Source organism: Donghicola eburneus, assembly GCF_900115865.1.
In the GTDB taxonomy this organism is placed as follows: domain Bacteria; phylum Pseudomonadota; class Alphaproteobacteria; order Rhodobacterales; family Rhodobacteraceae; genus Donghicola; species Donghicola eburneus.
This window is the reverse complement of the sequence record NZ_FOXY01000009.1, coordinates 91,094-111,448: the sequence shown is the minus strand read 5'-3', so window position 1 is coordinate 111,448 and position 20,355 is coordinate 91,094. Positions and strand designations below refer to the sequence as shown.

General features: G+C 58.7%; 19 protein-coding genes. 7 read left to right on the top strand and 12 right to left on the bottom strand.

The window, feature by feature from the left end; genetic code table 11:
• Positions 1–52 precede the first annotated feature (52 nt).
• Both acmB and BM225_RS15770 read left to right on the top strand, forming a co-directional pair.
• Positions 53–1,252: a methyl acetate hydrolase AcmB gene (gene acmB / locus BM225_RS15775; protein WP_092464909.1), complete on the top strand. Its 1,200-nt coding sequence runs from the start codon at positions 53–55 to the stop codon at positions 1,250–1,252.
• A gap of 69 nt (positions 1,253–1,321) precedes the next feature.
• Positions 1,322–2,206, top strand: coding sequence for a helix-turn-helix domain-containing protein (locus BM225_RS15770; RefSeq protein WP_092464996.1), 885 nt, complete (start codon positions 1,322–1,324; stop codon positions 2,204–2,206).
• A 43-nt stretch (positions 2,207–2,249) separates the two neighbouring features.
• Here BM225_RS15770 and BM225_RS15765 read toward each other — a convergent pair whose 3' ends face one another.
• Positions 2,250–3,884, bottom strand: a complete 1,635-nt coding sequence (locus tag BM225_RS15765; protein ID WP_092464908.1) for a flavin-containing monooxygenase — start codon at positions 3,882–3,884, stop codon at positions 2,250–2,252.
• Between the two features lie 233 nt (positions 3,885–4,117).
• Here BM225_RS15765 and BM225_RS15760 point away from each other — a divergent pair, with 233 nt between their 5' ends.
• A complete protein-coding gene (locus BM225_RS15760) occupies positions 4,118–5,167 on the top strand; it encodes a zinc-dependent alcohol dehydrogenase family protein (protein ID WP_092464907.1) in 1,050 nt (349 codons plus the stop codon).
• A gap of 114 nt (positions 5,168–5,281) precedes the next feature.
• Here the strand turns inward: BM225_RS15760 and BM225_RS15755 are convergent, their stop codons facing one another.
• The 3 genes from BM225_RS15755 to BM225_RS15745 form a co-directional block, all read right to left on the bottom strand.
• Entirely contained in the window at positions 5,282–6,796 is a 1,515-nt protein-coding gene (locus BM225_RS15755; RefSeq protein ID WP_092464906.1) for a tripartite tricarboxylate transporter permease, read from the bottom strand.
• Between the two features lie 7 nt (positions 6,797–6,803).
• Positions 6,804–7,277 carry a tripartite tricarboxylate transporter TctB family protein gene (locus BM225_RS15750; RefSeq protein WP_092464905.1) on the bottom strand — a complete coding sequence of 158 codons (474 nt, stop codon included), beginning with the start codon at positions 7,275–7,277 and terminating at the stop codon, positions 6,804–6,806.
• Between the two features lie 88 nt (positions 7,278–7,365).
• A complete protein-coding gene (locus tag BM225_RS15745; protein WP_092464904.1) occupies positions 7,366–8,337 on the bottom strand; it encodes a tripartite tricarboxylate transporter substrate binding protein in 972 nt (323 codons plus the stop codon).
• Positions 8,338–8,518: 181 nt separating this feature from the next.
• Here BM225_RS15745 and BM225_RS15740 point away from each other — a divergent pair, with 181 nt between their 5' ends.
• Positions 8,519–9,526, top strand: a complete 1,008-nt coding sequence (locus BM225_RS15740; protein ID WP_092464903.1) for a LysR family transcriptional regulator — start codon at positions 8,519–8,521, stop codon at positions 9,524–9,526.
• A gap of 11 nt (positions 9,527–9,537) precedes the next feature.
• On the opposite strand, the gene BM225_RS15735 is transcribed toward BM225_RS15740, so the two are convergent.
• Complete coding sequence (locus tag BM225_RS15735) at positions 9,538–10,635, bottom strand: tRNA-dihydrouridine synthase (protein ID WP_072703555.1); 1,098 nt, start codon at positions 10,633–10,635, stop codon at positions 9,538–9,540.
• Positions 10,636–10,788: 153 nt separating this feature from the next.
• A complete protein-coding gene (locus BM225_RS15730) occupies positions 10,789–11,523 on the bottom strand; it encodes a class I SAM-dependent methyltransferase (RefSeq protein ID WP_092464902.1) in 735 nt (244 codons plus the stop codon).
• Positions 11,524–11,651: 128 nt separating this feature from the next.
• Here BM225_RS15730 and BM225_RS15725 point away from each other — a divergent pair, with 128 nt between their 5' ends.
• From BM225_RS15725 to BM225_RS15715, 3 genes are read left to right on the top strand one after another with little or no spacing between them, the layout of a single operon-like run.
• The gene (locus BM225_RS15725) at positions 11,652–12,788 is read left to right on the top strand and encodes an ABC transporter substrate-binding protein (protein WP_092464901.1); all 1,137 of its coding nucleotides are present in this window, start codon (positions 11,652–11,654) and stop codon (positions 12,786–12,788) included.
• A 45-nt stretch (positions 12,789–12,833) separates the two neighbouring features.
• The gene (locus BM225_RS15720) at positions 12,834–13,898 is read left to right on the top strand and encodes a FecCD family ABC transporter permease (RefSeq protein WP_092464900.1); all 1,065 of its coding nucleotides are present in this window, start codon (positions 12,834–12,836) and stop codon (positions 13,896–13,898) included.
• Positions 13,892–14,656, top strand: coding sequence for an ABC transporter ATP-binding protein (locus BM225_RS15715; protein WP_072703567.1), 765 nt, complete (start codon positions 13,892–13,894; stop codon positions 14,654–14,656). Before BM225_RS15720 ends, BM225_RS15715 begins: the two co-directional genes overlap by 7 nt.
• Here the strand turns inward: BM225_RS15715 and BM225_RS15710 are convergent.
• The 6 genes from BM225_RS15710 to BM225_RS15685 form a co-directional block, all read right to left on the bottom strand.
• Positions 14,653–15,174 (bottom strand): hypothetical protein, encoded by a 522-nt coding sequence (locus tag BM225_RS15710; RefSeq protein WP_092464899.1) that lies wholly within the window; start codon positions 15,172–15,174, stop codon positions 14,653–14,655. The two genes, BM225_RS15715 and BM225_RS15710, sit on opposite strands and share 4 nt — an antisense overlap.
• Positions 15,171–16,268 (bottom strand): DUF3500 domain-containing protein, encoded by a 1,098-nt coding sequence (locus tag BM225_RS15705; protein WP_092464898.1) that lies wholly within the window; start codon positions 16,266–16,268, stop codon positions 15,171–15,173. The genes BM225_RS15710 and BM225_RS15705 overlap by 4 nt, the downstream gene beginning before the upstream one ends.
• A gap of 546 nt (positions 16,269–16,814) precedes the next feature.
• Positions 16,815–17,267: an SRPBCC family protein gene (locus BM225_RS15700; protein ID WP_072703575.1), complete on the bottom strand. Its 453-nt coding sequence runs from the start codon at positions 17,265–17,267 to the stop codon at positions 16,815–16,817.
• Positions 17,268–17,430: 163 nt separating this feature from the next.
• Positions 17,431–18,216 (bottom strand): XdhC family protein, encoded by a 786-nt coding sequence (locus BM225_RS15695; protein WP_092464897.1) that lies wholly within the window; start codon positions 18,214–18,216, stop codon positions 17,431–17,433.
• Positions 18,213–19,397, bottom strand: a complete 1,185-nt coding sequence (locus tag BM225_RS15690) for a vWA domain-containing protein (protein WP_092464896.1) — start codon at positions 19,395–19,397, stop codon at positions 18,213–18,215. The genes BM225_RS15695 and BM225_RS15690 overlap by 4 nt, the downstream gene beginning before the upstream one ends.
• The gene (locus BM225_RS15685; RefSeq protein WP_092464895.1) at positions 19,394–20,272 is read right to left on the bottom strand and encodes an AAA family ATPase; all 879 of its coding nucleotides are present in this window, start codon (positions 20,270–20,272) and stop codon (positions 19,394–19,396) included. The genes BM225_RS15690 and BM225_RS15685 overlap by 4 nt, the downstream gene beginning before the upstream one ends.
• Between the last annotated feature and the right edge of the window lie 83 nt (positions 20,273–20,355).

Here is a 20,355-nt window from a genome sequence, read left to right as displayed (position 1 = left end):
TGCCGCGCTGCGAACGCGCATCCTGATCTTCTCATCTCAATGGGAGGATAAGATGAAAGATATTCACACCGAAGATTTGGCGTCCGCGCTCGACACCGTGCTGCGCGATGTCACCCAAGGTCCCGCACGTGTGCCCGGCGTGGTTGCGATGGTGACGGATCGCGAGCGTGACATCTATTCCGGCTGTGCCGGTGAGCGCCGCTTGGGGGATGACGCCATGACAGAGGACGCCGTCTTTGCCATCTTTTCGACGACCAAGGCAATTGCGGGCACCTGTGCGCTGCAATGTGTCGAAGAGGGTCTGCTCGATCTGGACGCCCCCGCCAAGGAATATGCGCCTTGGCTTGGTCAGGTGCAGGTCCTGGAGGGCTTTGACGCCGACGGAAGCCCCCGTCTGCGCGCCCCGAAGACCGAAATCACGACGCGGCAGCTCATGTTGCACACAGCGGGTTTTGGCTATGACTTCTTCAACGAGATGTACAGGCGCATGGCCGACGAGCATGGTCAGCCCTCGATTGTGACAGGGAGCCGCGCGTCCATCGAAACGCCGCTGCTGTTCGATCCGGGCACCAAGTGGGAATACGGCACCAATATCGACTGGGTTGGTCAAGTGGTCGAGGGCATCCGCGGCAAGCGTTTGGGCGAGGTCATGCGCGAGCGCGTTTTTGATCCGCTGGGCATGGAAGATATCACTTTTACCCGCAGCGAAGCGATGAAGGCGCGCACTGCCACGATCCACGCACGGAGTGGGGACATGTCCCTGACCCCAATGGATGAATTCGAACTGCCGGATGATCCCGAAGTGCACATGGGTGGACATGGTCTGTACGGAACTGTGCCAGAATACATGAAATTCATCCGCATGTGGCTGAACGATGGGGCAGGTCCGAACGGCCGCGTTTTGAAGCCAGAGACTGTGGAATGGGCGGTCAAGGGCGCTCTGATCCCGCCGCAGAAAGTCACCATGTTGCCCGGCGTGAACCCGGAACTGTCGAATGATGCTGAATTCTTTCCGGGGCTCGGAAAAGACTGGTCCTATACCTTTATGGTGAACACCGAAGAGGCCCCGACAGGCCGCCCTGCTGGGGCCATCGGCTGGGCCGGGTTGGCCAACAGTTTCTACTGGATTGATCGCGCTGCAGGCGTTGGCGGCTATTGGGCGACGCAAATCCTCCCGTTTGGCGACCCGACCTCCTTCGTGGGCTATCTCGATTTCGAGAGCGCGGTCTACAAGGCGATCCGGAACAGTTGATCGCTCGTTGGCGGGGGCGGCGCACTTGCCCCCGCCCTGTCTCGCATGTCTTTGGGAGGAGGATGCGTGTTGCGCGAGTACATAAGTTACGAAGAACTGCCCAACTGGGTGCCTGGCCGCGTGCTGCTGGCCAGCGACGGTCTGGGATGGAAGAATGTGGCCTGCCGCGCCTATCATTACGTGGGTCAGGACGTGATCGTCCCGCAGATGAAGGACTTTATGCTGGTGGGATATCGCGGCGGTGTGACGCCAATGCAGCGGCGCTTTGACGGACGGTGGACCAAGGAAACCTTGGGACCTGGCGCGGCCTCTTTGCTGACACGGGCCCAGCAAGTGTCGTGGAACTGGAAAGAGCCCATCGACGTCACCCATGTCTACCTATCCGGTGCGCTCGTGGCAGAGGTGGCGAGCGAAGTTCTGGATTGCAACGTGGCCGAAGTGTCTCTTGCGGACATTTTACGCACTGATGATCCTGTGATGACCCACGCGCTGGAGATGATCGCCCGAGAAGCAGCGGCTCAAGGGATCGGCGGCGCGCTTTATGTCGATAGCATCGCGAGGGGGCTCTGCGTGCATCTTTTGCGCCAATATGCCGAGGTCCGCACGCCTGAACCCCGAAACGAAGGCGCTCTGACCACGGCGCAGATGCGCACGATCATCGCCTATATCGAGGTGCATCTGGGCTCCGGGTTAGACTTGAAATCTATGGCGGACGTGCTGGGTTTGACACCTTGCCTGTTTGCGCGGCAGTTCCGCCGCAGTTTCGGCAAGCCGCCTTATGCCTTTGTTACGGCGCGCCGACTGCAGAAGGCTCGCGAGATGCTGGCAACCACACACAATCCAATCAAGACGATTGCCTTAGACTGCGGATTTTCAGATCAAGCGCACCTGACGCGAATGTTCCGTGCGGCCTATGGCAAAACGCCCGCCGTCTTTCGACGGCAAGCGCTCTAGTGTTGGCTGGGGGTCACGGCGCGCCGAACCCCCAGCGGCAAGATCATTCCGCCGGTTCCGCCATCTCGGGGGCGCCGCTCATGGCAAAGCCTTCGTAGCCCTTGTCCGCGATCTCTTGGCACTTGGCGCGGTAGGTGCCAACGCCGCCAGTGTAAGAAAGAACTCGGCGGGGTTTTCCGGGCACGTTAGAGCCAGTGTACCAGCTGTTTGTCTTGGCAATTAGGGTCGCGTTTGCGGTTTCGTCATGGTGCTTGACCCATGCGTCTTCGCCCTCCGCGGTGGGTTCGATGACCGCGGCCCCTTTGTCACGCATTGCCCTGATGCAGTCCGTGATCCATTCTGTCTGTTGTTGCAGGCAAGTGGTCATGTTGCACAGAGCTGCCGACGGCGCGAGCGGGGCACCGGTCATAAAGAGGTTGGGAAACCCATATTTCTGGAGCCCCAAGGTTGTCCGAATGTCTTTGTCCCACTCTCCCTTTAGCGTCATGCCGTTCCGACCCTGAATGTCGATCCGCGCCAGCGCACCTGACCCGGCATCAAAGCCGACGGCCATGATGATCACGTCCAAAGCGTGCACCGTGCCGTCTTCTAGCTTCACGCCTTCTGGCACGATCTCGGCGATGGGGTTTTCCTTGACGGACACCGCTTGGACGTTGTCCTGCAGGTAGACCTCCAGATAGTTTGTCTCGAGCGGGACGCGGTGTGTGCCGAACCCGTAATCGCCCTTTTTCGGAACCAGAATGTCGATCAGTTTTGGGTCCTTGAGGCGAGCTTCCATCTTTTCGCGAACAAACTGACTAATCTCTTCGGAGACGGCCTCATCAAAGAACATCTCGGCGAAGCTGGCGAGCCAGAGCTTGAGCGATCCGTCTGCATGAATTTCTTCGAGGATCGCGCGCCGCTGTTCTGGGGTGCAGTCGGCCCAAGTGTGTTCGAAGTCGTATTCGAAACCCGTGAATGTCTTGGGAAGGTTCGAGGTCAGCTCATCCCAGCGCGCCTTATAAGCTTTGGCCTCGGCGGGGCCATATTTAGGGTTCTTCATGGGCAGGACATATTGCGGGGTGCGGACAAAGACCGTCATCGACCCAACGACCGGCGCGATGGTCTGGATTACTTGAATGCCGGTGGCGCCAATGCCGATCACGCCAACGCGCTTGCCCTCTAGATCAAGCCCTTCTTTGGGGTAGCGGCCCGTATGGACGATCTGGCCTGTGAACGTGTCCTGACCCTTGAACCGGTCCGTCAGCGGGGCAGACAGCATACCTGTGCATCCGATCAGGAATTGGGTGTCATAGGTTTCGCCAGTGTCTGTTTCGACTGTCCAACGTCCATCATCCTCGCGGTAGACCGCTTTGGTGACCTTGGATGAAAAAGTGATATCCTTGCGCAGGTCGAGCCTGTCCGTCACGTAGTGCATCCAGCGCTCGATTTCAGGCTGTGCGGGGAAACGCTCGGACCACGTCCAGTCTTTGTACAGCTTTTCGTCAAACAGGTACTGATAGATGTAGCTCTCGCTATCGAACTTGGCGCCGGGATAGCGGTTCCAGTACCACGTGCCGCCTACGTCAGAGCCGGCCTCGACCCCATGAACAGTCAGGCCCAGTTCGCGCAGCTGGTGAAGCTGATACAGGCCCGCAACGCCTGCACCAATAATCAGGGCATCAATCTTGTTTGTCATGTCTTCCTCCCTTGGAATGTCATCGCGACCGGTGCGGCCTCCTCTGCCGCGGCGCCGGTGCTGATCACCAAGGCTAATCGGGCCGCAAAACGAGGTATTGAACGATCCTGAATGGCGCTTTGAACGAAACAGACATCTGCCAGAAACCTTCAAAGGCTGGGGTGGGAACGTTCAATACCGCCCGTCACGATCTGCCTACCCTGCTCTGACACAATCCAAGGGAGGACGGATGAATGAAGGCTTTGGTTTATAATGGTGTTGGCCAAAAGGAATGGGTCGAGAAGCCAAAACCCACGATCCAATCGGCCACGGACGTGATCGTCAGAGTCACCGCGACCACGATTTGCGGGACGGATTTGCATATCCTCAAGGGGGACGTGCCTACAATCGCGCCGGGCACAACACTGGGCCACGAAGGAGTCGGCGTGGTCGAGGAAGTCGGTGCTGGCATTCGCGGCTTTAAACCCGGCGATCGCGTGCTGATCGCGTGCATCACCGCCTGCGGGTCCTGCCGAAACTGCCGCAAGGGCATGCATTCCCATTGTCTGGACGGCGGGGGGTGGCAGTTAGGTCATCTGATCGATGGCACCCAAGCAGAGTATGTTCGCATCCCGCATGGTGACTTCAGTTTGCACCGCATCCCCGAAGGTATGGACGAGGAGGCCTTAGTGATGCTGTCAGACATCCTGCCCACTGGTTTCGAAATTGGTGTGCTGGCTGGCAAAGTATCGCCCGGCGATATGGTTGCGATTGTGGGCGCTGGCCCTGTCGGAATGGCGGCGCTGCTCACCGCTGGATTCTATTCTCCGGCCAAAATCATCATGGTGGATATGGACAAAAAACGTCTGTCCTTGGCCCGCCAGTTCGGGGCGACCGATGCGGTTGACGTGTCCGAAGGCAATGCCGCCGAAGCAATTATGGCGATGACGGATGGTGTTGGCGTTGATGTCGCGATGGAGGCCGTGGGCATCCCAAAGACCTTTGAGCTTTGTCAGGATATTATTGCGCCCGGCGGCCGGATCGCGAATATCGGCGTTCATGGGACAAAAGTGGATCTCGCTTTAGAGCGGTTGTGGATTCAGAACATCAGCATCTCGATGGGTCTGGTGAACACCGACACGATGCAGCAATTGATGCGGTCGGTTGAGACGGGGCAGATCGACCCATCAGCCCTGATCACCCACCGCTTTGATCTGGACGAGATTGTCGAAGCCTATGAGGTATTTGGGAACGCAGCAGAAGAAGGCGCGCTGAAAGTCTTGCTCAAGGCGCCAGCTGCCTGAGAGTAAATTGAACGTTGGCGCTGCACGACACATTGCAGCGCCAACGTTGCTCACTGATCAAACTGGAAAGACACCGTTGGGGGTAGGACGGACCCAAAGGGCTTGTGGTTTCGATCAGTTGCCCTGAGTGCTCTGGGTTCCACTCGGCTGAGCTTTCCGGCGAACGAGCACCAAGATCAGCGGCAGGCACCAAACAGCGATGGTGAAAAGTCCCAGTCCCGCAGCAATGGGCCGTTCGAAGAACGCGATGAAGCTGCCGTCCGATTTGATCATCGACGTGACAAAGTTTTGCTCCAGCATCGGTCCAAGGACGAGACCAAGGATCGCAGGGGCAATTGGTATGTCGTTCTCCTCCATCAGGAATCCGATGATGCCAAAAACAAACATCAGCCATATACCAAAGACGGAATTGTTGATGGCGAACGATCCAACCATGCAGAACATCAGGATCAGTGGCATCAGTACACGCTGCGGGATCGACAGCACTTGACGTGCGCCCTTGATCGCGAGCCATCCCAGCGGCAGCATCATCAGGTTTGCGACCAGAAACACGATGAACACCGCGTAAATCATCTGCGGTTGCGTGATGAAAACCATCGGCCCGGGGTTGATACCTTTGATGTACAAGACACCAATGACAATCGCCGTAATCGAGTCCCCCGGAATGCCAAAGACGAGTGCAGGGATCCAAGCGCCTGACATCGCGCCGTTATTGGATGACCCAGACTCGACCAAGCCTTCGACATGGCCGCTGCCGAACTTTTCTGGCGTTTTCGAGAATTTTTTGGATACCGCGTAGCTGATCCAAGCGGCGATATCGGCTCCTGCGCCCGGCAAGGCACCAATGGCGGTGCCCAAAACGCTGCCGCGCAGCGCCTGCACTGGATAGCGGGTGAGATTGCGCGCTTGCTCTCGGAAGATGCCACGCTTGCCTGTTGGCGGGGGCTTTTCGTCTGTGCCGCGATGAATAAAGGCGCGGATCACCTCGGAAACTGCGAATAGGCCGATCATCGCGGGAATGAACTGCACACCGCCCATGAGTTCGACGTTGCCAAAGGTGTAACGCGGCTCTCCTGCGGGGTTTTCCAGGCCGATCGTGGCCGCAAAGAGCCCGATAAACAGCGAAATGAGGCCCCGCGCCGGAGAGCCCGGCGAGATGAAAACCGCACAGGACAGGCCTAGCACAACCAGCCAGAAATACTCGAAAGACGAAAACTTCAGTGCCACTTCGGCCAAGATAGGCGAGGCCGTGATTAGAACGAGCGTCCCGAAAATGCCGCCGAGAGAGGAAAAGACTAGCGATGCGCCTAAGGCAGTTTCAGGCCGCCCCTTGCGTGTCAGGGCGTAGGCGTCTTGGACATAGGCCGCGCTGGCAGGCGTGCCTGGCATGCGCAGCAAAGTGCCGGGAATGTCGCCTGCGAAAATGGCCATAGCGGTCGCCGTCACGATCGCGGCGATCGCGGGCACGGGCTCCATAAAGAACGTCACAGGCACCAAGAGCGCAGTCGCCATCGTCGCGGTCAGCCCAGGGATCGCTCCGACAAACATGCCAAAGGCCGCTGAGGCGAAGATCACCAGCAAAACATAGGGTTGGAAAACGAGGCCAGCGGCCTCAAGGATCATGGACATGGTGGGGTCACCAAAGAAATGTCAGAAAAGAACTGCGCGGCAAAGGCACAAGCAGCAGCTTGCCAAAGCTCTGTTGGATGGCGATCGCGGCCACCAACGCGACGGGCGCGGCTATCAGCAGTCGGACCCGCAGGACCAGCATCGCCAGCACCATCACCACAAAGGCCGTGGGCAGAAAGCCGACGATTGGCGAGATCATGATATAGACGACAATCAGGACCAAGACAGAAGCCGCTCGCGCCATCGGGCCGCGCTGCCTCGTCCAGTCCGCCAACACAAGGCCGGGCACCCGTTCGCCTGCCAAAGCGGCTTTGAAGATCAGGAATATCCCAGTCAGTACGGTCACCAGTGCGATGGCACGGGGCATGGTGCCCGCTCCGTAGGCCTGTCCGGGGATGGCCTTGAACCCCAATGCCGAAATATAGATCGCGATGCCCCCAAGCAGGGTCAATAGCCCTAGGGTCAAGTCCGTTACGCGCATTCTGCTGTCCTCATGTGCGGCCCCGTAACACGGGCAAAGGGCCAAAGGGCTGTCTAACCCTCCGGCCGCGATGTGTTTTCATGAACGGTTATTCCGCAGCCAATCCAGCGGCCTTCATCACTTCGCCAAAGGCGGCATCGTCGTCGGCTACAATTTGAGTGGCCTCATCGCCGCGCGCCCACCGCAGGCCAAAACCGCGGTCCTTCATAAAGGTCTGGTACTCTTCGGAATTGTAGGCAGTTTCGACGGCGTCCATTAGCTTGGTTTTGACATCATCAGGTAGCCCGTCAGGCGCCGCAACCGCACGCCACACGGCGACGGTCCAGTCCGATCCTGTGGTTTCCGCCAGGGTCGGAACATCGGGAAAGGCGTTCTGACGCTCTGCTGACATGCTCGCCAAAGGAACCACGCGGTTTGCGTCGATCATGGAGCGGCCCTCGGCCAGCGACGACGGCACAATGTCCACCCCGCCCGCGACCATGTCGGTCAGGCCCGGTGCTGCCCCTTGGCTGGGGACAAAGGTTACGTAGTCGGGTGCCAAATCTTCGGACAAGAGCCAGCCGGCCAGACCCACATGCCAGATGCCACCTTGGCCGGTGCCTGACGCTTTGAACGTGCCTGCGGGTTGGGATTTGATGTCCTCTAGCAGCGCTTCGACGCTGTCATAGCCTGCATCCGCAGACACCATCACGCCACCAGGATCAGAGTTAACAATGGCGAGGATATCGTAGTCCTCGTAGGTCAGGTCCGTTAGGCCCTGCCAATGCATCATATCAATCTCGATCGTCATGATCCCGATAGTGTAGCCATCTGGGTCAGCGTTTGCGATTGCGCTGTGGCCGACCACGCCAGACCCGCCGGTGCGATTTACGACGTTGACCGGAACCCCCAACTCTTTCTGGATCTCGGCGCCAAGCAGACGTCCAACGGCGTCTGTGCCGCCCCCTGCCCCCCACGGGACGATCATTTGAATCGGGCGCTCGGGAAACTCGGCCCATGCGGCACTAGCAAAAGTTGCAAGCGCCATGGCCGACGCCATGACGGTTGTAGGGAATTTCATGAATCTCCTCCTCAAATTTTCTGGATCAACTGAGGGGCGATTGGGCCTGCTCAGTGAAATGCCAGTGAAAGCTGGAATGGTTCGGCCTGAAACCAACAGGTTGCGTGGCGTCACCTATGTCCAAAGCCCTCCCCGGACCTCCTCCGCCGTTGACGCTATCTAGCGCGGTGATAACGTTCCAATGAATAAATCCGGCTCTGCGACCGCGAAACGCGATTGCTCTGGCCGCCCTGTAAGGAGGAGTTTCGATCTGGATCGAGACATCACCGCCAGCCTAAAGGTCCGACATCTTTCGTTAATCGTGACACTGTCTGATCACGGTACGACCCACAGCGCCGCCGAGGCTCTGAACATGACGCAATCGACAGCTTCCAAAATGCTGCGCGACGTCGAAGAGATTTTTCAGGCCAGTTTGTTCGAGCGTGGCCCCCGAGGTCTGACGCCAACGCCCTTGGGACAGTTCGCTGTGGCCAATGCACGGATGCAACTTTCTCGCCTTAAACGGTTTTCCGACGAATTCTCGGCTCGCCGCGAAGGTGGCTACGGCCGTCTCTCCGTTGGAGCGATCACAGGCGCAGCACCGGATCTGGTCGCCCGCGCCGTCGCGGAAATCAAAGCTCGCCGTCCTCAACTCTTGGTGGAGCTGCACGGAGAGACCAGCGACGGTATTCTAGCAGAGTTAGAGGCGGGACGGCTGGACCTCGCTGTGGGGCGCTTTAGCGCCGACCGCCACAAGACCGTATTTGCCTTTGAGCCCTTGGCCGAAGAGCGCTTGGTCGTGGTGGCCCGTGCAGGTCACAAAACGGCGACCGGTGCGCAGCGGCTGCGCGATTTGCAGAATTGCGTGTGGGCCCTGCAGCCCGCCAGCAATCCTTCGCGGCAGGTGCTGGATGCGGCATTCGACCGAGCCGGCCTGCAACGCCCTGCGGATTTCATCGAGTGCTCTTCGATCCTGCTCATCTTGAACTTGGTACAAGAGTCGAACGCCGTTGCACTCTTGCCCGAAGCCGTGGTTCAAGCGCACCAAAAAGCAGGCCTATTTACCGTGATAGACATCAGGCCGGAAATCCGGCTCTCGGGCTTTGGGCTCGTCACGCGGCGCAAAGAACCCTTGCAGCCAGTGGCCTTGGAATTTTGTGAAATTTTGCGGGACAGAGCCGCAGGATCGCCTGAAGGCTCTGCCGTTTAGGTTTATCCAAGTTAGGCCGACTGAGCGTAGCCGCCGTTGTAAGTCTCGCTTTTGCGGCGGACTTGAGCATGTTCGACGATCCGCTCGCGGGCAATGCCGCGGAATTCCTCGATCGAGGAATACCCCTTGCGATCCAGGTAGTCGGTCAGATCAGTGGTTAGCTCTTTGATCAACTGAACCCCAACACCGCCGCTTCCCTTTTCTTCCATCGCGGCGGTGCAGACCTGCAGATTGCCCGCACCGTGAACGATGAAGTTAAATGCTTCTCGGAATCCTTTGATGCCACCGATGCCCGAAATCGCCCCATCAGGATAGGCGCGAGAGATGTCGGACACGCGTTGCAGCGCTTGGTGCAAAATGGCGAGACCTCCAAGGCCACCTGATGTCACCAAGCCGTCGACCTCGACCTCAAACTTCATGGTTTCAGGGTCCATCAGCGGCAAGGACGGGAAGGTGTTGCACAAGGAAATTGACGATGCGCCCGCCTCGTAAGCTGCACCCGCCGCATCGACGAGGGTCGAGGTCGATGGCGTCAGTTTTACCCAGATCGGCACGCTCACGGCGGATGTTACGGCCTTGAGGACCGAGCGGATGATGTCCTCATCGTTGGCGATGTTCGCGCCCATGTCTTTGCGGTCCATGTGGGGGCACGACATGTTAAGCTCTAGCGCGTCGCAACCGGCGTCCACGCAGGCTCTGGCCAGTTTCTGCCAGTTCGCCATTTCTTCGTCACTGCCCGCGCCTGCCATGATCGAGCCAATCAGCATACGGTCGGGATACGTGCTTTTGATTTCTTCGAGATCGGGCAGCCACTGCTCTAGCGGCTGGTCGGAAATCAGTTCCCAATTCCAAGACGAGTGCGAGACGGTATCAGGGCGTTTGTAGCGCGACACATAAGGTTTCTCGTCGCTTGCGCGCTGGTAGATCGTCTTGGGGCCGGCTACATTTTCGACCGGATGCAGGCCGATGGTTTTTGTCACAACGCCGCCCCATCCGGCCTCGAACGCCTTCAGGATTTTACGTTTGCTTTCCGTCGGTGGCGCAGAGGCCAAGATGAACGGATTGACGAACTCGAGCCCTGTGAAGTGTGTTTTGAGCTTCTCTGACATGGCGTTTCCTCGGTAGACCTTGTGTCTAGGACGCCGCTTTTTGACCATGTAGTCAATAATTTTCGAATTTCGCCTAAGATAAAACGGTGAAACGCTGCCAAACTGTGCGCGAAGTGAGCCAAAGATAAGCAAAACACTTTGGTTTCGAAAGGCTCAGGGCTTGCGCGCTGCTATCGCGTATCGATGTTCCGATTGCCGCAGAAGCCCCTTGCGCCATCCCAATTGACGGGCTTGGGCCAAGTGTATCGCGCTCAGGTTCGTATCAATCTCAATCTTCTCGAAGCCGGCGTCGCGTATGAGGTCCGCAACGGCATCGGACCGCGCACCATCAGAGAAGTGCACGCGGCGTAGGATCGACTGATGGCGCGTGGTGCTGGGGGTGGGCGCCTTGGCTGGCGACAGCCAGCGCGTCCACCAGTTTCGGGACACGAAGTCGCCGTCGACCACCACTAGCTGCCCGCCGGGCAAAAGCAGTCTATGCCATTCAGTGAATGCGGCAGCGGGATCAACCAGCGTCCAGATCAGATGCCGCGTGACGATCACATCAAAGCTGGCCGTGGGCAGCATCGTGCGCTCTGCATCCGCTTGAATAAAAGTGACATCGGGCAATTTGGTGCGCGCCAGTGCAAGCATTGGCTCTGCCCAATCAAGGCCGGTGACATTAAACCCCATATCGCAGCACAGCCGCGCGATTTCTCCTGTGCCGGATGCAAGATCCAGCAACCGGCGTCCCTGTGCGGGACCTAGATGGCGCGTGAACAGGCCGCGCCACGCCCGCATCTCTGGGCCGTCTTGAATGCGATGCCCCGGATCTTGATCAAAGGTGGCGGCGCGGTCAGACCAGTATTCCTTGATTTCATCCCGAATGTCGCGGTTCGAAGCTACCATGTCTTTGTCCGTCTCAAATCTGTTTCGTATGTCAAATCCGTAATGTGACTATTTTTGTCAACTTTAACTTGACGAAAATGGTCGGGTTTTTTATCCGGTCATTAGTTTCGATTTCCAAGGATGCTGACATGACGTTCCGATTGATGCTTGGCGCAGGTGCGCTGACCCTTTTTTCCGCAGGTTTTGCTCTGGCCGAGCCGATCACGGTGACTGATATCGCAGGCCGGGATGTAACTGTTGATGGTCCGGTTGAACGGGTCATCCTTGGTGAAGGCCGCCAGATTTTCTTTGCTGCTGTTCTGGACGGGGAAAACCCGTTCGAGCGCGTGGTGGGCTGGCGCGATGATTTCCGCCAAGCCTCGCCCGAGAGCTACGATCTTTACGCTGCGAAGTTCCCTGAACTGGTTGATATTCCGACCTTTGGTGGGTTCAAAGATGGTACCTTTGACATCGAGCAGGCGGTTTCTTTGAACCCCGACGTGATGATCATGAACCTCGAAGCCAAGGCCGCGACCGACGAGGCGGGCTATGAGGAGAAGCTGGCCAAAGTCGGTATTCCGATTGTCTATGTCGACTTCCGCGAGAAGCCGTTCGAGCATACCGCGTCCTCAATGGAGATCATTGGCAAGCTCTTTGGCAAAGACGAGCGCGCCGCGGAGTTCAACGGCTTTTACGCTGAGCAACTGGCCCGCGTGACTGACGTGATCGAGGCGCAGTCTGATCTGGAACGCCCTGTAGTGTTTGTTGAACGCGCTGGAGGCTATTCCGAAGACTGCTGCATGTCCTTTGGCAACGGCAACTTCGGTACCTTTGTTGAGCTGGCGGGCGGCGAGAATATGGCCAAGCCCTTTATCCCTGGCACCTTTGGCACCGTGAACGCTGAGCAGGTGATCGCGTCGAACCCCGATCAGATCGTCGTGACCGGTGGTAACTGGGATGCCTATGTGCCTGGTGGTAACTGGATCGGCGTAGGGCCCGGGTCTAACATCGAAGTTGCGCAGACCAAACTGGCCAAACTGATGGAGCGCCCCGCTTTCACCGGCGTCAAAGCGGTCGAGACTGGCGATGTCCACGCCATTTGGCATCAATTCTACAACAACCCCTACAGCTTTGTAGCGGTTCAGCGTCTGGCCACTTGGATCCACCCAGAACTGTTCGCGGATCTCGACCCCGAAGCCACGCTGGTTGAGCTGCACGAGCGCTTTCTGCCGGTGGATTACCACCTCGGTTACTGGGTCTCGCTGCCCACCGCCGCAACCAACTAATCTCAAAGGGCGGCTTGCGAGCCGCCCTCTTTTCTGGAGGTCTGAATGACCGCTCTGAGCCTGATGTCTTCTTCCGAGAACGCCAAGAGCTACCGCACTTTGACAGCCCGTAGGATTGCCGTCCTTGGCGGGCTCTTGGCTTTGCTGGTGTTGTCCGTAGCTGTGGACGTCTCACTGGGGCCCGCCCGTTATCCTTTGCCGGATGTATTGCGCACGCTTTTCATGCCGTCATCGGCTGACCTGCAAATGCGTGTGGTCATCTGGGATATCCGCATGCCCATGGCCTTGCTGGCTGTGACCGTCGGAGCGAGCCTGTCGTTGGCGGGGGCCCAGATGCAGACCATTTTGGCGAACCCTTTGGCCAGCCCGTTTACTTTGGGTCTGTCTGCGGCGGCCAGTTTTGGGGCGGCGATTGCGATGGTACTAGGGGTTGCCCTCTTTCCCGCCGCAATTGCGCTGATGGTGCCGATCAATGCCTTTGCCATGGCAATGGCCGCGTCGCTTCTGATTTTTGGGCTCAGCACCTTGCGGGGCGTCACGGTCGAAACGATCATCCTGCTTGGTATTGCGCTGGTCTTTAGTTTCAACGCTGCGTTGGCGTTGTTGCAGTATTTCGCGTCCGAGCAAGCGCTGTCTGCGGTGGTGTTCTGGACCATGGGCAGCCTGACCAAGGCCACTTGGGGCAAAGTGGCTGTCACCGCCATAATTCTTGCGGTTTGCGCCCCGCTTTTTGCTCGACGCGCATGGGCCTTGACCGCTGTACGTCTAGGCGAGACGCGCGCTGCCGCGATGGGTGTTCCGGTCAAACGATTGCGTCTAGAGACACTGTTTCTGGTCTCTTTGCTGGCCGCAGTCCCTGTCAGCTTTGTCGGGACAATCGGGTTCATTGGCATTGTTGGGCCGCACGTGGCGCGACTCTTGCTCGGAGAGGATCAGCGTTTCTTCCTTCCGGGTGCCATGCTCTCGGGCGCCGCGATCCTGTCGGCGACCTCTGTCTTGTCCAAGGCTATCCTGCCCGGTGCTGTGCTGCCGATCGGGATCATCACTGCACTTGTCGGCGTTCCGTTCTTTGCGGCGCTTATCATGACCAAAGGACGCAAATCATGGTAACTCTGACGCTTGATCAGATCGGGGCGCGCTACGGCCGCCGCACTATCCTAGAGGATGCGTCGACGCCCGCATTGAAGGGCGGCGTTCTGACAGCCTTGGTCGGGGCCAACGCCGCGGGGAAATCAACCCTGTTTCGCCGGATCGCAGGGCAAATGCGCGGGACGGGCGCGGTCCGGCTGACGGGCGCGACCAAGGATGATCTGCGCTATATGCCCCAAGATACGGCTATGACGGCGGCGCTGACTGTCTACGAGTCAATTATTCTGGCCTTGAAACAAGGAGCGGGCGGGTGGCGTCTGTCGGCCTCTGAATTGGCGTCGGTGGACAGTGTCCTTCAACGTTTTGGGATCGCTCATCTGGCCGAGCGTCAGTTGCCAGAACTGTCCGGTGGGCAGCGGCAAGCCGTGTCCATCGCACAAACTCTGGTGACACGCCCCAAGGTTGTGCTCATGGATGAACCGACCTCGGCGCTGGACCTTTATCGTCAGTACGAGGTTCTGGAGGCCCTGCGCAGTTATGCTGCCGAAACAGGCGCGGTGATGATCCTCGCGCTCCACGACCTGAACCAAGTGATGCGCGCATGCGAGACGGCGATAGCCCTGTCCCAGGGACGCATTCTGGCCAGCGGCCCCGCGCTCGAGGTTCTAACACCAGCCTTGATCAGCCAGATCTACGGGATTGAAAGCCGTGTTGAGCGGTGCTCTCGCGGATGTCCGATGATGATCGTAGATGGTCCTGCGGTCCCGCGCTCTGCCTAATGGGTGGAGCGCACCTCGATCCGGTTGCTATCCTCGAACCGCAGGATCCGGGGCAAAGGCCCCTCTCGCAGGTCTTCGAAATAATAGGGTTGGATGAGCCATTCCGCCCCAAGCCCATCATACGTCATGCTCAAGTGAATGGTTTCCATTTCCGCCGTCACAGACAAGGTGGCAGTTATCTCGATTTGCCCCTGCCCTGCCTCCAATCGCTCCAACGGGGCGGCGCGGATCTGTGGATCGACAAGAGTGATCGGCTGGGTGTTCCATGAAATTTCCAGAGCTGCGAGCACGGTGTCTAGAAACACTCGTGCTTCGGCGCTGTCCAATTCGCCGTCTTGGTCCAGATCTAGAACCTCGCGCGTCAGGTCGCCCTCGGTTGCCGCTGGGATGATGCGGATGGTGACTTCTGCATGATCGGTCCCGACCGCAAGATGCACCTGCTGGTCCACGCTGCTGTGCGGATGAGCTGCAAGTGGGCCGCTCAGGCCTGCTGCAGCGACGAGACAGAGCCATTTCATTCTGCCGCAATCCACATGGTCCCGTAGTCATTCTGCGGGTCACGATACATGTTGTGCGCATGGTTGGTCGGGTCCGCGTCCAAGTCTTGCGGGGCGTACTCCATCACGACTGACGGCCCTGTCACTCGGAAATATGCTGCGCCAAGGGGGGCTTCTGGTCCCCACCAGCCAAAGTAGGTGTCATCTAGTTGTGACCCAACTACAGCCATCTTGGCCGCAAAGTCATCTGCGTTGATGAACCCCAATCGGGCCTTGATCACATCCATGAGGAGCGCCCGTTGTGAATCGGTTAGATCGCTCCCTTTGACACCTTCGGGGGCGAGGGTTGTTCCAAACTCGCCTGGCCCCAGCAACAGGTTGATCGCTTTGTCGCTGCGGATCGCCTCTTTCTTCTGGGCATCGCTCAAGCTGTGGATCAGAGCGGCTGCGGCTGTGGTTTCCTTTTCCGTGATATAGACGGTTTCGTCGTTCATGTTGATGCGCAGCGGTTCACCGCCTGTCAGCATCGGAGAAAAGGTGAGGTCCGGCCCAAACACTGTGACATTGATTGCAAGGTGGTGACCGCCAAACTGGAACATCCAAGGCACGTCCAAAGCAGGTTCGCCTAGAAAGGAGACGTAGTAGAAGTCGTCTCCAAAATTCGGCTCACTCGGGCCGTTCTCCAAACTCTCCTCTGCGGCCAACTGGTACAAGACGTTTTGGTAGCCCTCTTCGCTTAGGGCGGTGCGCAGCAGAGTGTTGAGGGCATCAAGTTGCGTTTCGCTCATATTGCCGCGCATTACCCCCTGACGCATGACTGGCCCATCCGGAAAATTAGACCAGTTTGCGCGCTGAGTGTTGTCCGCAAAGTCGAAAACTGCCGCCGCGCGTTGTTCTGTGTTTAGCGTGTCTAGAAACGCGTTCGCCGCCGTGATAATCGCATCTGTCTGCGCGTCAGCCCGAGGCACATTGAAGTCCCGTTTAACGTCAATTTGGGCAGCTGGCGTCTGCAAATTGCGCCCCTGCGCCGACATTTCAGAAAGATAGAAGCAGCCGAGTGAAGCTGCTGCGGCGATGCCAAGAAGGCCGAATTTTTGAAAACGTGTAAGTGTCATGTGAAGTCCTGTGTTCGCACTTTACACGCGGCACAGCTGGCATTCCGTCGAAGAAAAGTACCCTGTGAGCAACCTTTCCGAAGGCGAGGTGCGCGGCTAAAGCACCAAAATTATCGATGAGGTTATTGATCTGTCGCGTCACCGCTGCGGTCCTTCGAACAACTGTGCATTTTGTGATCTCTATCGGAGTCAGAGCACGCAAATCCCATTTCGAAGTGGGCAAAGAAGTAGGGGCTTCGGTCTCTGGCAAAACCGAACGTGAGAGCGCCGGCTGAGAGTATTCTCGCTTTGCCTCTTGCCCGCGCTAATACCATGCCATGAAGAGCAACGCGCTCTAGTTCTTTCGTCAATCGCTCAATCAAACCTCGGAACTCGCTTTAGCGCAAGCACCCTTAGACAAACAAACGGGCTTCGAAGAGATTGCCGCAGCGACCCTCCCAAGTCTGTGATATGCTGGTCCGCCACAATGAACCCTTCTCCGAAGTGCCGAGCCACGCTGTTGAAAGTGGCAGGGCAATCCGGCGAGACTAAGTCAGGGCTATAGGTTTAGGAGACTTTTTCTTCTTCGACCGCTTCGCCGAAGGATTTGAAAAACTTGCCCGCCAGCTTCTGGGCAGTCCCTTGGATCAATCGGCTGCCGAGCTGAGCGAGCTTGCCGCCGATCTCTGCCTTGGCGTTGTAAGTCAGGATCGTTTCATCTCCGTCTTCCGTCAATGTGACGTCGGCGCCGCCCTTGGCGTGTCCCGCTGCGCCGCCATTGCCTTGGCCGGTCAAAGAGAACGAGTCCGGCGCGCCTGTGGTGTCCAGCGTCACATCCCCGCTGAACTTGGCCTTGACCGGACCGACTTTCAGCACGACCTTGGCCTCGAGTTCGTTATCGGACTTCTTGATCAGCTCTTCGCAGCCGGGGATGCATTGCTTCAGGATTTTAGGGTCTTGCAGGGCATCGTAGACCACGCGCTTGGGGGCCGAGATCCTGATTTCATCTTTGAGTTCCATAAATCATCCTCTTGGTTAACAGCATGGGAATTTGATCTGCGCCAGCGTTCGGGCCTGCGCATCAGTCATCGAAAAGACTTTCCGAAGGCGCGCGAGCAATCCGCGCGCTTCGGGCTCTGGCCGCTCTGTTGTTTGGGGCTGCGACGTGGCACAGATGTCAGTCTTAGGCATCGGCTTGATCCCCTATAGGCTTGCGGCGCACCTGGATCAGTTCTGCCAAGATAGAGAGCGCGATTTCCTCGGGCGTGACTGCTCCGATATCAAGGCCAGCCGGGGCCGAGACTTGCTCCACCATTGATGATGACACACCGGCGTCGATCAATTTGGCGGCGAGACTCGCGAATTTCTTGTGACTGCCCACGAACGACACATGGTTCGCCCCCGACTTCAGTGCCGCGGTGAGCGCATCCAGATCGCCTTGGCCTTGGGTGGCCACAACAATCGCGCGCATGCGCGGCACGGTTAGGGGCTTTGACATGGCGCCTTCGACGGACCAGTGAAACTGAGGCGCCAGTGCGGCCAATGCCTGTGCGACGGGCGACGCGCCGAGTACAACGAGTTCAGGCATGGGCAGAATGGGCTCGATGAAAATATCGATCGTCCCCCGAGATGGGCAGCCGTTGCGGGCAAAGGTGATCCCGTCCACCTCGGCCCCGGCGGTGACGCCGCGCTGGGTCAGCTGCTCTTCTGGGGTGACCGAAATCAATCGGGGCGCACCGCTTTCTATTGCTGCGAGCGCCGCGCGTTTGACGGCTCCGCGCGTGCATCCACCGCCGAGAAAACCGTGCAGGATCGTGCCTTGGGCGTCCAGAATGGCTTTGGCGCCCGGTTTGGCGGCAGTGGTGCCAGCCGTCCGCACAATCGTCGCGAAAACAAAGGGTTCCTGACGGGATCTCAGGTTCTGCGCAACGTCAGCGAGGTCGGTTCGAAGGATCTCTGCGGGGGTCATAGGCGGGTCAACTCCGGTTCGAGCGCAGCCAGATCGGCCAGCGTGTTGGCAGGTTGAAAAAGATCGAGATAGGGCATCGCAGCGGCCATGCCGGTGGCGATGGGCTGGTAGTCTTTCCAGCCTTTCAAAGGGTTGAGCCAGATGATGCGGCAGCCCCGTTTGCTCAGACGCGCGAGGGCTTGTTCAATGTGGTCTGGCGTCGAGGTGTCATACCCATCGGACAGGATCAGCACGACGCTGCGACCATCGACAAACCGGCGGGCATAGGTCTCGGCGAAACGGTTCAGGCTCTCGCCAATTTTCGATCCACCTCCGAACCCGTCTGCCATCAGGGACATACGGCCGATGGCGCGCAAGGCGTCCTTGTCGCGCAGTGCTTCGGTGATACGCACGAGGCGCGTGTGAAACAGATAGGCATCGGCTGTGCTGTCCCCGCGCATCAAGCCAGCCAGAAACGCGAGGAAGACCTGCGCATAGACGCCCATAGAACCTGATACATCGCACAGCGCGACGATTTTCCGGCTGCGGTCGGGCCGTTGTTTGCGGAACAGGCGCAAGGGTTCGCCTCCGGTCGACAGGCTCCGGCGGATGGTTTTGCGGAAGTGAAGCCTGTCGCCGCGCCGCGCTGCAATCCGGCGACGCGATCGTTTGTCCCGTAACGCAAGGCCCAGACGGCGGGCCACAGCCTCGGCCTCAGCAATATCTTCGGGGCGGACCAGATCGCGCAGGTCGCGGCGGGACAGATTGCGCATCTGGGTTGCGATCAGCTTGCCCTCGCCATCGCGATCCGCCTCCCCGTGGCCGCCGTCCGGTGCGGTGGATTGGCCTGTGCCGCACATATCCTGGCCCACCCCATCCCGAGAGGACTGCATGGAGTCCTGCGGCGTCTGCGGAGTCGCACTGGGCACGACCTTCTGCCGAACGCGGCCCATATCCATCCAGTAGGAGTCAAACAGCGCGTCAAATCTTTGGGCTTCGTCTTTGGTCCCTGTGCACACCGCCTTGAGCGCCGCGCGAGCGAGCAACGGTTGTGTGGACTCGACATGGGTGAGCGCGGTCAGCGCGACTTGGGTCTCTTGGGCCCCAAGGCGCAGGCCGTTGTGACGCAAATGCGCCAGGAATCCCGACACCCGCGCAGTTGGGCCCGGATCGCGGGCGGCAAAGCGGGTCACGCGGCTCATGCAGCTTTCCCCGCGATGCGTTGCGCCACCTCGGTCGGGATCGCGGCGCGATCCGATTGGGTTTTGAGCAATGTTGTCAGTGTGTTCTGCAAGATGGCCGGATCGCGGGTCAAATCCCCGATCCCAAGGCCCATGAGCGCTGCCGCAAAGTCCAGTGTCTCTGCGATGCCGGGAACCTTTTCCAAATCCTCTTTGCGCAGGGTTTGGACAAAGCCGACGATCTGCTCGGCCAAGCGGTCCTCGATGCCTGCGCAACGCGCTTTCAGGATCGCCAGCTCTGTGGTGCGGTCGGGATAGTCCACGTAGGCAAACAGACAGCGGCGGCGCAGGGCATCGGACAGATCGCGGGTACCGTTCGAAGTCAGGATGACGATGGGCTTGCTGACCGCTTGAATGGTGCCAAGTTCGGGCACGGTGATCTGATATTCCGCCAGCATTTCAAGCAGGAAGGCTTCGAATTCCTCGTCCGCGCGGTCAATCTCGTCAATGAGCAGGACGGGCGAGACCTCTTGTGTGATCGCCTGCAACAACGGGCGCTCTAACAAATAGTCCCGAGAAAAGATGCGCTCTTCGATGCCTTTGGTGTCTTCGCCGCGCTCGGCAGCGGCACGGATGGCCAAGAGTTGTCGCTGGTAGTTCCATTCATATATGGCCTGCGCGGCGTCCAACCCTTCGTAGCATTGCAGGCGGATCAGTTGTGTCTCGCGGGCTTTCGATAGCACGCGGGCGACTTCGGTTTTGCCCACACCTGCGGCCCCTTCGAGCAAGAGCGGGCGCTGGAGCTGCAGCGCTAAGTGCAGTGCAACAGACAGATCATCTGATGCAACGTAACCCAAAGTCTTCAGGCAGGCCTGTAGCGCACGATAGTCCTTCATCGGAGCCTCTTGCCGTTCGAAATTCGAAATCTGAGTGCGGTGTTGTGGGGGAGGCCACGCCTCCCCCGGGCGATCGGTGCGCA

Coding starts and splice junctions, on each gene's coding strand:
- acmB (WP_092464909.1), top strand. CDS start 53: ATGAAAGATATTCACACCGAAGATTTGGCGTCCGCGCTCGACACCGTG.
- BM225_RS15705 (WP_092464898.1), bottom strand. CDS start 16,268: ATGACACTTACACGTTTTCAAAAATTCGGCCTTCTTGGCATCGCCGCA.
- BM225_RS15720 (WP_092464900.1), top strand. CDS start 12,834: ATGACCGCTCTGAGCCTGATGTCTTCTTCCGAGAACGCCAAGAGCTAC.
- BM225_RS15715 (WP_072703567.1), top strand. CDS start 13,892: ATGGTAACTCTGACGCTTGATCAGATCGGGGCGCGCTACGGCCGCCGC.
- BM225_RS15690 (WP_092464896.1), bottom strand. CDS start 19,397: ATGAGCCGCGTGACCCGCTTTGCCGCCCGCGATCCGGGCCCAACTGCG.
- BM225_RS15735 (WP_072703555.1), bottom strand. CDS start 10,635: ATGTCAGAGAAGCTCAAAACACACTTCACAGGGCTCGAGTTCGTCAAT.
- BM225_RS15745 (WP_092464904.1), bottom strand. CDS start 8,337: ATGAAATTCCCTACAACCGTCATGGCGTCGGCCATGGCGCTTGCAACT.
- BM225_RS15760 (WP_092464907.1), top strand. CDS start 4,118: ATGAAGGCTTTGGTTTATAATGGTGTTGGCCAAAAGGAATGGGTCGAG.
- BM225_RS15755 (WP_092464906.1), bottom strand. CDS start 6,796: ATGTCCATGATCCTTGAGGCCGCTGGCCTCGTTTTCCAACCCTATGTT.
- BM225_RS15685 (WP_092464895.1), bottom strand. CDS start 20,272: ATGAAGGACTATCGTGCGCTACAGGCCTGCCTGAAGACTTTGGGTTAC.
- BM225_RS15750 (WP_092464905.1), bottom strand. CDS start 7,277: ATGCGCGTAACGGACTTGACCCTAGGGCTATTGACCCTGCTTGGGGGC.
- BM225_RS15730 (WP_092464902.1), bottom strand. CDS start 11,523: ATGGTAGCTTCGAACCGCGACATTCGGGATGAAATCAAGGAATACTGG.
- BM225_RS15725 (WP_092464901.1), top strand. CDS start 11,652: ATGACGTTCCGATTGATGCTTGGCGCAGGTGCGCTGACCCTTTTTTCC.
- BM225_RS15740 (WP_092464903.1), top strand. CDS start 8,519: ATGAATAAATCCGGCTCTGCGACCGCGAAACGCGATTGCTCTGGCCGC.
- BM225_RS15700 (WP_072703575.1), bottom strand. CDS start 17,267: ATGGAACTCAAAGATGAAATCAGGATCTCGGCCCCCAAGCGCGTGGTC.
- BM225_RS15765 (WP_092464908.1), bottom strand. CDS start 3,884: ATGACAAACAAGATTGATGCCCTGATTATTGGTGCAGGCGTTGCGGGC.
- BM225_RS15695 (WP_092464897.1), bottom strand. CDS start 18,216: ATGACCCCCGCAGAGATCCTTCGAACCGACCTCGCTGACGTTGCGCAG.
- BM225_RS15710 (WP_092464899.1), bottom strand. CDS start 15,174: ATGAAATGGCTCTGTCTCGTCGCTGCAGCAGGCCTGAGCGGCCCACTT.